This is a genomic window from Streptomyces sp. LARHCF249, assembly GCF_052871255.1.
The window spans coordinates 15,739-29,025 of sequence record NZ_JBIXJQ010000018.1 but is presented as its reverse complement, the minus strand read 5'-3'; the positions used below and the strand labels follow the sequence as shown (position 1 = coordinate 29,025).

At 71.3% G+C, this 13,287-nt stretch carries 8 protein-coding genes; 2 read left to right on the top strand and 6 right to left on the bottom strand.

From position 1 onward, the window contains the following. Positions 1–400: 400 nt before the first annotated feature. The 4 genes from ald to ACIPUC_RS34290 form a co-directional block, all read right to left on the bottom strand. The gene (ald, locus tag ACIPUC_RS34305; RefSeq protein WP_030720084.1) at positions 401–1,516 is read right to left on the bottom strand and encodes an alanine dehydrogenase; all 1,116 of its coding nucleotides are present in this window, start codon (positions 1,514–1,516) and stop codon (positions 401–403) included. Positions 1,517–1,668: 152 nt separating this feature from the next. Then, positions 1,669–3,642: a tetratricopeptide repeat protein gene (locus tag ACIPUC_RS34300; protein ID WP_446594286.1), complete on the bottom strand. Its 1,974-nt coding sequence runs from the start codon at positions 3,640–3,642 to the stop codon at positions 1,669–1,671. Between the two features lie 247 nt (positions 3,643–3,889). Then, positions 3,890–4,522 carry an NUDIX domain-containing protein gene (locus ACIPUC_RS34295; protein WP_446594285.1) on the bottom strand — a complete coding sequence of 211 codons (633 nt, stop codon included), beginning with the start codon at positions 4,520–4,522 and terminating at the stop codon, positions 3,890–3,892. Between the two features lie 72 nt (positions 4,523–4,594). Next, complete coding sequence (locus ACIPUC_RS34290; protein WP_446594374.1) at positions 4,595–6,262, bottom strand: CTP synthase; 1,668 nt, start codon at positions 6,260–6,262, stop codon at positions 4,595–4,597. Positions 6,263–6,728: 466 nt separating this feature from the next. On the opposite strand from ACIPUC_RS34290, the gene ACIPUC_RS34285 reads away from it, so the two are divergent. Beyond that, entirely contained in the window at positions 6,729–8,540 is a 1,812-nt protein-coding gene (locus ACIPUC_RS34285; protein WP_446594373.1) for a glycoside hydrolase family 15 protein, read from the top strand. Between the two features lie 94 nt (positions 8,541–8,634). Then, on the top strand, positions 8,635–10,017 hold the full coding sequence (locus ACIPUC_RS34280; protein WP_446594284.1) for an FAD-binding oxidoreductase: 1,383 nt from the start codon (positions 8,635–8,637) through the stop codon (positions 10,015–10,017). A gap of 3 nt (positions 10,018–10,020) precedes the next feature. On the opposite strand, the gene ACIPUC_RS34275 is transcribed toward ACIPUC_RS34280, so the two are convergent. After that, positions 10,021–11,646: a flavin monoamine oxidase family protein gene (locus ACIPUC_RS34275; RefSeq protein WP_446594283.1), complete on the bottom strand. Its 1,626-nt coding sequence runs from the start codon at positions 11,644–11,646 to the stop codon at positions 10,021–10,023. Positions 11,647–11,657: 11 nt separating this feature from the next. Continuing rightward, the gene (locus tag ACIPUC_RS34270; RefSeq protein ID WP_446594282.1) at positions 11,658–13,196 is read right to left on the bottom strand and encodes an APC family permease; all 1,539 of its coding nucleotides are present in this window, start codon (positions 13,194–13,196) and stop codon (positions 11,658–11,660) included. Positions 13,197–13,287: the final 91 nt, after the last annotated feature.

The following is a 13,287-nucleotide window of genomic DNA, read 5'->3' as shown; positions in this document are numbered from 1 at the left end:
AGCCCGGCGGGGTTCTGGCCCCGCTCCGGCGCGCCTGCTCGACCACCCCCAGGAGCAAATGTCGACTCATTCACAAGTCGTCTTACCTCCTCGGACGTGACCAGGACACTTATCGATAGGTCAGCGTGGCACCATGCCGACGGTTGGCGACTCTATGGCGTGTCACCGCTCAGCGGCAACACAATCCGCCGGACCCGGCACGATGTGTCGGCAACCGAACACCACTCTGTCAAGGGCGCACGAGCTGTCGCCGCGAAGTTTCGCGGGTGTGCGAAAGGGTTAAAGGGTTACGTTCGAGGCGAGTTGAACGGCTCTCCGGCGCACCCGGCAAACGCGTCCGGCCGGACCTTGCGGGCAAGGTCCGGCCGGATACGTGAGATTGACGTCAGTCGTTGACGTTTCAGCCGAGCAGCGTGCTCAGCTCGAGGGTCTCGAGGCCGTGGGCCTCGGCGACCGGACCGTAAACGACCTGGCCGTCATGGGTGTTGAGGCCCAGCGCGAGCGCGGGGTCACGACGCAGCGCCTCGACCCAGCCGAGGTTCGCGAGCTGCACGATGTAGGGCAGCGTGGCGTTGGTCAGCGCGTAGGTGGAGGTGTTCGGCACGGCGCCGGGCATGTTCGCGACACAGTAGAAGACCGAGTTGTGGACCTGGAAGGTCGGCTCGGCGTGGGTGGTCGGACGGGAGTCCTCGAAGCAGCCGCCCTGGTCGATCGCAATGTCGACAAGGACACTTCCGGGCTTCATCTTGGCGACGAGCTCGTTGGTGACCAGCTTCGGGGCCTTCGCACCCGGGATCAGCACCGCGCCGATGACGAGGTCGGCCTCGACGACGGCCTTCTCCAGCTCGAAGGCGTTGGAGACGATCGTCTTGATCTTCGTACCGAAGATCTTGTCGGCCTCGCGGAGCTTGTTGATGTCGCGGTCGAGCAGGGTCACGTGGAAGCCCATGCCGATGGCGATCTGCGCGGCGTTCCAGCCGGAGACGCCGCCGCCGATGACCACGCACTCGCCGGCGTGGGTGCCGGGGACACCGCCCGGGAGGACGCCGCGGCCGCCGGCCGAGCGCATCAGGTGGTAGGCGCCGACCTGCGGGGCCAGGCGGCCCGCGACCTCGGACATCGGGGCGAGCAGCGGCAGCGCGCGGTTGGCGAGCTCGACCGTCTCGTACGCGATGGCGGTGGTGCCGGACTCCAGCAGGGCGTCCGTGCACTCGCGGGAGGCCGCCAGGTGCAGGTAGGTGAAGAGGGTCTGGTCCTTGCGGAGGCGGTGGTACTCCTCCGCGATCGGCTCCTTGACCTTCAGCAGCAGGTCGGCGGTGGCCCAGACCTCGTCGGCGGTGCCGAGGATCTCGGCGCCGGCCGAGACGTACTCGGCGTCCGTGATCGAGGAGCCCACACCGGCGTTCTGCTCGATGAAGACCTGGTGGCCGTTGCGGACCAGCTCATGCACGCCGGCGGGCGTGATGGCGACCCGGAACTCGTTGTTCTTGACCTCGCGGGGGATGCCGACCTTCATCGTCGATCACGGTCCTTGGCTCAGGGGAAATTACGGGGCACTTCCATACATACCCGCCCACAAGAACGCGCAACGGGATGCACCACGAGATGACGTGGTGAAGCCAGTTTAATGAAGGATGAACTCGTGTCTAGCCTTGCAAACAAATAATCTCAGTCGGATCCACTACGGATTTCGCAGGCTGCGGGGTCGTCGCCCAGCAATCTGTCGGCCGCGGACCGGTGCAGCCTGGCGGCCGCCGGATCCCCCAGCCGGTCGAGCGTGTCGGCCAGCCGCACCTGGAGCGCGGCCTGCAGCCGCTGGTCCCCGGCGCGGCGCGCCAGCTCCACCGCCTCCCGGCAGGTGTGCAGCGATTCCTCGGGTCGGCCGGCGTACTCCTGGACCCGGGCCATCTCGCTCAACGCCTTTGCCTGACCCGGCACATCGGCCAGCCGCCGGTACCCCGCGGCGGCCGCCCGCCAGCTGCGCAGCGCGTCCCCGTACCGGCCCGCGTACGTGTGGACGTTTCCGAGCCGCCCGTACAGCCGGGCCTCGTCAGCGCGCTCCCCGCGCGCGAGGGCCTGGGCGAGCGCCCGGCCGAACCAGTCGGAGGCCCGGTGCCAGTCCGCCAGCTCCTGGTAGGCACCCCCTACGGATTCCATCGCGCGGCCGGTCGCGTACGGGTCGTTCGCGGCCCGTCCGGCGTCCAGCGCGGCCCGGTAGCGGTCCAGCGCTTCCTGGGTCCGGCCGGTCTCGGCGTCCAGGTCGGCCAGGTTCAGCAGCGCGGCGGCCTGCTCCCGGTGCAGGCCGCGCCGCTCGGCCACGTCCAGGACCAGCCGGTGCAGCCCGTACAGCTCCGGGGCGGCCCCGGCGGTGCCGCGGTGTTCCGCGAGGGCCCGTACGAGGGCGGCGATCAGCCGGCGGGCCAGGGTGTCCAGCTCCCCGTCGGCCACGGCCAGGGAGGCGGCCGCGGAGAGCGCGGGGAGCCGGGTGCCCAGCCAGGTGGCGGCGGCCCGGCGGTCGGGGAAGCGCAGGGCGCGCGGCACGCCGTCCAGCTTCTCCCGCAGGCCGACCCCCTCGTCCTCGTCCGATGCGGCCATGGCCCGGCACGAGTGCAGCAGCCGTACGGTGCGCTCCAGCATCCGGGCCCGGGCGAGCTGGACCTCGGCGGGCCGCTCCCTGGCCTCGAGCAGGGCTTGGAGCAGCGGCGCGAGGCAGCCGGGCAGCAGGAACAGGCCGTCGGGGGCGTGGCGCAGCAGGCCCAGCCCGGCGAAGTCGTCCAGCGTGGACTGGGCCGCGGCCACCGAGCAGCCGGCGAGGGCGGAGGCGGTGTGCGAGTCGATGATCCCGGCGGGGGCCAGCGGCAGCAGCCGCAGGGTCCGCTGGGCGGGCTGCGGGAGGGACTCGTACACGAGCCGGAAGCCGCGGGCCAGCGGGCCGCCGACACCGGCGGGCATGTCGTGCAGCTGCTTGGCGACGTCGGCGACGGAGGCCTTGGGGTGGGCGGCCAGCCAGCCGCCGACGAGGGCGAGTGCGGCGGGCTGGCCGCCGCACTCCTCGGCGAGGGATTCGGCGGCCCGGGGATCGGCGGTGACGCGGATGTCGCCGATGCGCTGCACCAGCATCTCCACGGCCGAGGGCGTGTCGAGTCCGCCGAGGGTGCACGGGCGGACGTCCGGAATCCCGGTGAGCGGTCCCTCCGCGGTGACCACGACGAGGCATTCGGGGGTGTCCGGCAGCAGGGCGTCGACCTGGTACGGATCGGCGGCGTCGTCGACCAGGATGACCACGCGGCGGCCGTCGAGCGCGGTGCGCAGGGTTGAGCTGAGCTCGTCCTCGCCCGCGCCGGGCGGGGTGGACTGCCCCAGCGCTTCCAGCAGGCCGCGGACGGCCCGCTCGGTGGCCAGGGTCTCCCCGCCGGGTGCGGTGAGCCGGGTCCGGAGCACCCCGTCGGGGTACTGCTCGGCGACCTCGCGCACGAACGCCTCGGCCAGCGCGGTCCGGCCGGAGCCCGGGCGCCCGGCGACCAGCAGCACGCGGGCGCGGGGTGCCTTGGCCTTGCGGCCCGAGAGGGTGTCGAGCCCGGTCCGTGCGATGTCCTCGCGCAGCTCCTTGAGCTCACGCCGCCGCCCGACGAAATCCGTCACGGATCCGCTCCTCTCCCTGCCTTCGGATTGCGAGCGTAGTTCACGCAGAGCGACGGGCCGGGTGGAGCGCGGCGGGCATATCCCCTGATCGGATCAGCGGATGGTCCGTTTTTTCCTCCGCCGCGCGCACGGCCCCGCCCCGGTGGGCCGAAGGCACGCCCGGCAGCGCAGCCCAGCCCGAAACCAGCCCCGCCGGCGATTGAGGCGCCGCCGGAGGCGCTTCCCGTCGCGCCGGGGTCCCGGTCGGCTACGCCTCGTACGGGCGGGCCGGCCAGGGGGCCGAGGCCGGGCGGAGGGAGTCGAGGCCGTCCTCGGAAGCCAGGGCGGCGGACAGGGCGAGGACCCCCGTCACCAGCCCCGGGTTGCCCAGCTCGCCCGCCAGCACGCCCCGGACCAGTTCCGCCAGCGGAACCCACGCCAGCTCCATGTCCGCCTCCTCCGAGCCGGATTCCGCGTACCGCTCGCCCTCGGCGTCGCAGACGCCCCGCGCGAGGAAGACCCGGATCGCCTCGTCCGACCCGCCCGGCGAGGCGTAGAAGTCGACCAGCACCCGCCAGTCCTCGGCCTTGACGTGCGCCTCCTCGTACAGCTCCCGCTCCGCGCCGAGCAGCGGGTTCTCCCCCGGTACGTCGAGCAGCCCGGCCGGCAGCTCCCACAGGCGGCGCCGCACCGGGTGCCGGTACTGGCTCAGGACCAGCACCCGCCCCGCCTCGTCCAGCGCGAGCACGCACACCGAGCCCGGGTGCACCTGGTAGTCGCGGCGGGCCGTGGACCCGTCCGGCATCCGGACCTCGTCGGAGTTCACCGCCGTCTTCGCGCCCTGGAACGGCCGCTGCGTCGACAGCATCTCCCAGGATTCCGGCGTGTCCTCGATGTTCATTCCCCGACCCTCCGCAACGCACGACAGCCGGGGTACGGAACTCCGTACCCCGGCTGTCTACGTTACCGAGCGTCAGGCCTGCTGCTGGCGCTCCACGGCCGCCTTGACCAGACCCGCGAACAGCGGGTGCGGCCGCGTCGGGCGGGACCGGAGCTCCGGGTGGGCCTGGGTGGCCACCAGGTAGGGGTGGACCTCGCGCGGGTACTCGACGTACTCGACGAGCTTGTTGTCCGGGGAGGTGCCGGAGAAGACGAGGCCCGCCTTCTTCTCCAGCTCGCCGCGGTAGGCGTTGTTGACCTCGTAGCGGTGGCGGTGGCGCTCGTCCACGTACGCCTGGTCGCCGTAGACCTCGCGCACGATGGAGCCCTCGGCGAGCTTCGCCGGGTACATGCCCAGCCGCATGGTGCCGCCCAGGTCGCCCGCGCCCTCGACGAAGGCCAGCTGCTCCTCCATGGTCGAGATGACCGGGTGCGGGGTGGAGGCGTCGAACTCGGTGGAGTTGGCGTCCTCGATGCCCGCGAGGTTGCGCGCGGCCTCGATGACCACGCACTGCAGGCCCAGGCACAGGCCGAGCAGCGGGATCTTGTTCTCGCGGGCGTAGGTGATCGCGCCGACCTTGCCGTTGACGCCGCGGTCGCCGAAGCCGCCGGGCACGCAGATCGCGTCCACGTCGGACAGCTGCGCCGCCGCGCCCGCAGGGGTCTTGCAGTCGTCGGAGGTGACCCACTTGATCTGGACGCGGGCCTTGTTGGCGAACCCGCCGGCGCGCAGCGCCTCGGTCACCGACAGGTAGGCGTCGGGCAGGTCGATGTACTTGCCGACGAGCGCGACCTTGACCTCGTGGTCGGGGTTGTGGACCCGGTCCAGCAGGTCCTCCCAGACGGTCCAGTCCACGTCGCGGAAGGGCAGGTCGAGCTTGCGCACGACGTACGCGTCCAGGCCCTCGGTGTGCAGCACCTTCGGGATGTCGTAGATCGACTTGGCGTCGATCGCCGCGACCACGGCCGCCTCGTCCACGTCGCACATCAGCGAGATCTTGCGCTTGATGGAGGTGGGGACGTCGCGGTCGGCGCGCAGCACGATCGCGTCGGGCTGGATGCCGATGTTGCGCAGGGCGGCGACCGAGTGCTGGGTGGGCTTGGTCTTCAGCTCGCCGGAGGGGCCGATGTAGGGCAGCAGCGAGATGTGCACGACGAAGACGTTGTCGCGGCCGACCTCGTGGCGGACCTGGCGGACGGTCTCCAGGAACGGCAGCGACTCGATGTCGCCGACCGTGCCGCCGACCTCGGTGATGACGACGTCCACGTCCTCGGTCGCCATGCGGCGGATGCGGTGCTTGATCTCGTTGGTGATGTGCGGGATGACCTGCACGGTGTCACCGAGGTACTCGCCGCGGCGCTCCTTGGCGATGACCGTGTTGTAGACCTGGCCGGTGGTGACGTTGGCCGAGCCGTCGAGGTCGACGTCGAGGAAGCGCTCGTAGTGGCCGATGTCCAGGTCGGTCTCGGCGCCGTCGTTGGTGACGAACACCTCACCGTGCTGGAACGGGTTCATCGTGCCGGGGTCGACGTTCAGGTACGGGTCGAGCTTCTGCATGGTGACCCGCAGGCCGCGCGCCTTCAGCAGCGCACCCAGGCTGGAGGCCGTCAGTCCCTTGCCGAGGGACGAAGCGACACCCCCGGTGACGAAGATGTGCTTGGTCGTCATGGCTGTGCTGTTTCGAAAAGCAGCGGGCGGCATAGCCAAGAGGGGGCTCCCGTGGTCGCGAGGTGAGGTGCGTCCGGCGCCGGCCACCGTCGATCCGGAAGGGTCTCAGGGGGCGCCGAAGCTGCGGTTTCGGGGCTCCTGATTCGCACAGGCAGACCACCGGTCCACGGGGTACCAGCCTATCAGCGCCCGGGCCCGTCCGCCTCCGGCCACGCGGCGCGGGCCTCCCGTACGGGGGTGCGGGAGGGGCGGCGCGGCGACGTACCGGCAGGTCACCCGATTGGAGCAGTCGCATTCTTCCGCGGCTTAAGGGGATCACTAGGGTGCCGTCATATCCTGCTCGGATATTGCACACATCGCCGCCGAGCAGTCCGTCACACGGCCGCACCGAGCCGACATACGGAATCATGGGCTCAACGCGGAGATCCCCACCCACAGGAGACCGCGCAACCGCGCAATGCAAGCGCCCTTCGGGGCGGACGTGGCCGTTCGACTGGAGATGCACGTGTCCGGGCGCATCGAGGATTACGCACTGATCGGGGACATGCAGACCGCCGCGTTGGTCTGCCGGGACGGGGCAGTGGACTGGTTGTGTCTGCCACGTTTCGACTCCCATGCCGTGTTCGCGAGCATTCTCGGCACCGAGGATCACGGGTTCTGGCGGATCGGCCCGGCCTTCCCGGCCGACGCCGAGCCGCCGCGGGCGACCCGCCGCCGCTACCGCGGTGACTCGCTGGTGCTGGAGTCGGAGTGGGAGACCCCGCGCGGGACCGTCCGCGTGATCGACTTCATGCCGCCCCGCGAGGGCCACGCGCCCCAGCTGATCCGGATCGTCGAGGGGGTCAGCGGGCGCGTCAAGATGCACTCCGCGCTGCGCATGCGCTTCAGCTACGGGCGGGTCGTGCCCTGGGTGCACAAGGTCGACGGGCGCACGGTCGCCGTCGCCGGCCCCGACTCCGTGTGGCTGGACACCGACGCGCAGACCTACGGCAAGGACCTGACCACGTACTCCGACTTCACCGTCGGGCCGGGCGACCGGATGGCCTTCAGCATCAGCTGGCAGCCCTCGCACCGCGGCGCGCCGGAGGCCCCCGACGCGGAGGCGGCGCTGGACTCCACCGCCGAGTTCTGGCGCGACTGGGTCGAGCAGTGCACGTACCACGGGCCCTACCGGGAGGCGGTGGTCCGCTCCCTGATCACCCTCAAGGCCCTGACCTACGGACCCACGGGCGGCATCGTCGCCGCGCCGACCACCTCCCTGCCGGAGGAGATCGGCGGGGTCCGCAACTGGGACTACCGCTACACCTGGCTGCGCGACGCCGCCATCACCCTGTCATCGCTGCTGCGGACGGGCTACCGGGAGGAAGCCCGCGCCTGGCGCGAGTGGCTGCTGCGCGCGGTGGCCGGCGACCCCGAGAACCTTCAGATCATGTACGGGATCGCGGGCGAGCGGGAGCTCGGCGAGACCGAGCTGGACTGGCTGCCGGGCTACGAGAACTCCCGCCCGGTCCGCGTCGGCAACGGCGCCGCCGGGCAGCTCCAGCTCGATGTCTACGGCGAGGTCACCGAGGCCCTGCACCTGGGCCACATGACCGGCCTGGCCCGCAGTGACTACGCCTCGCTGCTCCAGCTCAAGCTGATCCGCTACCTGGAGACCCACTGGGACCAGCCCGACGAGGGCATCTGGGAGGTGCGCGGCCCCCGCCGGCACTTCGTGCACTCGAAGGTGATGGCCTGGGTGGCCGTGGACCGCACGATCAAGCTGATCGAGAGCGGTGACGCGGACGGCCCGCTGGAGCGCTGGCGCGAGCTGCGCGACGAGATCCACCAGGACGTGTGCGAGAAGGGCTACGACAAGGAGCGCAACACCTTCACCCAGTCGTACGGGTCGAAGGAGCTGGACGCCTCCCTGCTGCTGATCCCGCAGATGGGTTTCCTGCCGCCGGACGACAAGCGGGTCATCGGCACCATCGAGGCGATCCAGCGCGAGCTGTCCACGTCCGACGGTTTCATCCTGCGCTATCCGACGGCGGGCGAGGAGGCCGGCGTGGACGGCCTGGAGGGCGACGAGGGGGCCTTCCTCGCGTGCTCGTTCTGGATGGCCGACGACCTGGCGATGATCGGGCGGGTGGACGAGGCGCGCCGGCTCTTCGAGAAGCTGCTGTCGCTGCGCAACGACCTCGGGCTGCTGGCCGAGGAGTGGGACCCGCGGCTCCAGCGGCAGGTGGGGAACTTCCCGCAGGCCTTCAGCCACGTTCCGCTGATCGACACGGCGCTGCGGCTGACTGCGAGCGGGGCGTACGGGGGTTAGCGGCCAGGGGCACGGTGAGGGCTCCCGCCGTGCCCCCGTGATCGCCTCCGCCTACCCTGGAGAGGTCCTATGCCCTTCTCGGAAGGGGGAGGCCATGGTGCCCCTGTCGAAGGCGGGCACGGCGCTCGCCGCGCTCCGCGAGGATCTGGCCGGTGACGTCTTCGTCCCGGACGATCCGGGCTATGACGAGGCCCGGACGGTCTTCAACGCGATGGTCGACCGCAGTCCCGCCGTCATCGCGCAGTGCGCGAGCCCGGCCGACGTGGTCACCGCCGTACGGTTCGCCCGGGACCTGGACCTGAAGATCGCGGTGCGCGGCGGCGGGCACAGCGTCGCCGGGATGTCCCTCAACGACGGCGGCCTGGTCGTGGACCTGCGGCGGATGCACGAGGTGACGGTGCATCCGGCGGCGAAGGCCGCCCACATCGGGGGCGGGGCCACGATGAGCCACCTGGACCGGGCCTGCGAGCCGTACGGCCTGGCGACCACCGGCGGACGGGCTTCGACGACCGGCGTCGGCGGCTTCGTGCTGGGTGGCGGCTCCGGCTGGCTGGACCGGAAGTTCGGCCTGGCGGTGGACAACCTGCTGGGCGCGGAACTGGTCACCGCCGAGGGCGAGCTGCTCCAGGTGACGGCGGAGGACCATCCCGAGCTGTTCTGGGGGCTGCACGGCGGCGGCGGGAACTTCGGCATCGCCACCTCGCTGACGCTGCGGCTGCACGAACTGCCGGTCATGTCGATCGCGTTCGTGCTGTACCTGCCGGAGCGCGGGCCCGAGGTGGTCCGTGCGTACCGGGACGTCATCGAGGCGGGACCGCCCGAGGCCTCCGGCGCCGCCCTCTACGTGACGGGCCCGCCCGAGGAGTTCGTCCCGCCGCACCTGGTGGGCCTGCTGCTGGCGGGCGCGCTGCTGACGTACGCGGGCCCCGAGGAGGAGATGCGCAAGCTCGCCGCGCCGCTGCTGGCGATCCCGCACGAGGCAGAGATCGTCACGGCGATCCCGTACGCCGACCTGCAGTGCATGATCGACGACCCGCCGGGGATGCGGAACTACTGGTCGGCGGAGTACCTCACCGGGGTGCCCGACGCGTTCGTGGACGTGTTCTGCGCCCGCGCCGACTCGATGCCGGTGCCGACGGGGACCCAGCACGTGGTCTGGCCGCAGGGCGGCGCGGTCGCCTCGGGGCCCGGCGACTACCCCGTGCCGTTCCGCGACGCGCCCTGGGCGGTGCACCCGTTCGGGATCTGGGAGGACCCGGCCGACGACGAGCGGTGCCGCCAGTGGGTGAAGGACGTCCGCGCCGACGTCCAGCCGTGGAGCACCGGCGCGGTCTACCTCAACTTCACCGGGGACGAGGGCCGCGACCGGGTGGTCGCGGGCCTCGGTGCCGAGAACATGCAGCGGCTGGGTGCCCTGAAGCGGCAGTACGACCCGGACAACGTGTTCCGCTTCAACCACAACGTCCGGCCCACGTGAGGATCACGCCAGGGCGGCGATCACCTCGCGGGCCGCGCGCTCGCCCTCGGTGGCGCCGCCCTCCATGAAGCCCTGGAAGTCGTAGCTGCAGTGTTCGCCGCCGATGTGGATGTTGCCCTGGGCGGTCCCCTCGTACTGTGCGTAGCGGTGCAGGTAGCCGGTGGGCCAGTACGAGTAGGCCCCCAGGGCGTAGGGGTTGCGGTGCCACGCGGAGAGCTGGGCCCGCCCGTTCCAGACCGCCTTGGTGCCCGGGAAGAAGGAGTCGACGCCGGTCAGCATGCGGCCCGCCAGGTCGCGTACGTACGGGTCGGCCTCGGTGGCGAAGGGGGTCGCGGGGGTGAGCGCCCCGGCCAGGGTGCCGCCGCCGTACTGGAGCAGTATCCCGCCGGTGCCGGGCTGGACCTTGGTGGTGTCCCAGGTCTGCTGGACGTCCAGGTCGGTGAAGCAGTCGCCCGCCGTGACGCCCGGCCAGGGTCCCGTACCGCGCCAGGGGCGGGCGGTGAACTGCATGTTGAGCTTGGTGCAGTAGCCCATCCGGGCGTCCCTGAGGAGGTTCAGCATCAGCGGGTCGAAGCCGGCCTGCGAGGTGTCGATGCGCTGGAGGATCGGCAGCGGCAGGCACAGGACGGTGTGGTCGGCGACGACGGTCCGGGTGGCGCCCGAGTCGTTGAAGGTCAGGGTCTGGGTGCCGTCGGCGTTGGCCCGTACGGCGACCAGCTCGCGGCCCATCACGAGGGACCCGGCGGGCAGGGCCGCGGCGATGGCGTTCGGCAGCCGGTCGTTGCCGCCGGTGATGTGGTAGCGCTCGTTGGACAGGCCCCAGACGTTGAAGTTGCCCGGGTTGGGCTGGTAGCCCATCAGGAGGACCAGGGCGAGGGCGGACTGCCGGTCGGTGTCGGCCCCGTACTCGACGTTGTAGGCCACGTCGATGAAGCGGCCGAGCTGCGAGCCGTGGCCGCCGGGGATCCGGGTCTCGATCCACTCGTACAGGGTCATGTTGTCGAGGGCCGTGCCGGCCGGGGTCGTGGAGTTCCAGGCGACCTCGCCGGCCTCCTGGAGGTCGCGGTGCAGCGTCTGGTAGACGGCCTTGAAGTCCTCGTCGGCCTGGGTGCGGGAGTAGTACTCGCCGTTGAACCAGAGCACTTCCTCGGCCCCGTTGGGTCCGCCGCCGAGGAAGTCCTCGACGGGCAGGCCGAAGCGGCGGCAGAGCTCCAGGATCTTCTTGTGGCTGGTGTCGATCAGCTCGCCGCCGATCTCGGAGCTCTGGCCGTACGCCCAGTGGTCGCGCTGGGTCCACATGCGCCCGCCGACGCGGCTCGGGTTGGCCTCGTAGAGGGTGCAGTTCACCCCGGCGTCCTTCAGGGTGAGGGCGGCGGTCAGGCCGGAGATGCCCGCGCCGACCACGGCGACCCGGGCGGGGCCGACGGGCTTCTTGTCGGCGGCGGGCCCGGCGGCGTAGGCGACGCCGGACGAGGCGAGGGCGGTGCCGAGGCCGAGGGCGGCGGCCCGGCCGAGGAGTTCGCGGCGGGTGGAGCCGCGGACGTCGGCGACGGGCAGGTCGAGGCTGCGGGCGGCGGCGTGCTCGGCGGCGAGCCGGCGCAGGGCGTGCATCAGGGGCGTACGGGCCATGGCGGCGCTCCTCAGACGTTCGCGGCGGCGGTGGAGGGGGACGGGGCGTCGGGGCGTTCGGCGGCGTCCTCCAGGACGATCCGGCCGATGATCTCGTAGCGCTCGGGGGCCTTCGCCTTGAGCCAGAAGCCGAGGCCGAGACCGCCGAGGAACACGCCGCCGACGATCCACGGGATCAGCGTGAAGAAGAGGGACCCGGCCGCGCTCCCCGCCGCGGTCTCCATGTTGACGACCAGCAGGACGACGACGGCCGTCATGCCGACCCCGCCGAGCAGCGGGGCGGTCATGGTCTTGAACCAGTGCCGGTCCTCCGGGTGGTTCTTGCGGAAGTACCCGATGACCGCGAAGGAGCAGAGCGTCTGGACGATCAGGATCGCCATGGTGCCGAGGATCGCGAGCAGCGTGTACAGGTGCAGGTACGGGTCCTGCCCGGTGAGCCAGAACCCGGCGACGAGCGCGGTGGCGATGGCGGTCTGCACCAGCGAGGCCACGTAGGGGGATCCGTGCTTGACGTGGGTGCGGCCGAGCTCGGGAGACAGGAAGCCCTCGCGGCCGATGGCGTAGAGGTAGCGGGCGGCGCACTGGTGGAAGGCCATGCCGCAGGCGAAGGAGCCGGTGAGCAGCAGCCACTGGAAGGCGTCGACGGCCCAGGCGCCGATGAAGCCCTGGGTGGGGGCGAAGAACAGGTCGAGGGGGCTGGTGGAGGCGGACAGCTCGACGGACTTGGCCAGGCCGTTGCCCGCGATGGTCATCCAGGAGACGTAGATGTAGAAGAGGCCGACGCCGACCACGGAGATGAGGGTGGCCTTGGGGATGACCCGCTTGGGGTCGCGGGACTCCTCGCCGTACATGGCGGTGGACTCGAAGCCGACCCACGACCAGAAGGCGAAGAACAGGCCGAGGCCGGCGGAGGTCCCGGTGAAGGCGTTCTTCGGGTTGACGGGCTCCAGCGGGATGCCGTCCGGTCCGCCCCCGGCGACCAGCACGGCGGTGGCGACGGCGAACAGCACGGCGATCTCGGCGATCAGCATCACGCCGAGGGCCTTGGCGGTGAGGTTGATGTCGAAGTGGGCGAGGGCGGCGGTGACGGCGAGCATGGCGGCCGCGTAGAGCACCCACGGCAGGTCGACGCCGAGCTGGTCGTGGACGGTGGTCTTCGCGAAGTAGGAGAACACCCCGACGATCGAGGCCTCGAAGACGATGTAGGCGAGGACGGCGAGCATCCCGGACGCCATGCCGGCGATCCGGCCGAGGCCGTGCGAGATGTACCCGTAGAACGCTCCCGCGGCGGTGATCCGCTTGGCCATGGCCACGTATCCGACCGCGAAGACGGTGAGCACGAGGGTCGCGAAGAGATATCCGGCCGGGGCTCCGACACCGTTGCCGAAGCCGACCGCGATGGGGAGGTTGCCGGTCATGGCGGTGATCGGCGCGGCGGTGGCCACCGCCATGAACACCACGCCGACCAGCCCGACGGAGTTGGCCTTCAGCCGCTGGACCTGCGGGGTTGCGGGGGTCTGTGGCGACCCGCCCGTGATGTCTTTGCTCATTGCGTCCTCTTCCGTGTGGAGGGCGCCCACTCTCGCCCCGCGTGACGCACACCACAATCGGCACGTGGTCCGATAATCTCCTTGCCGGGGC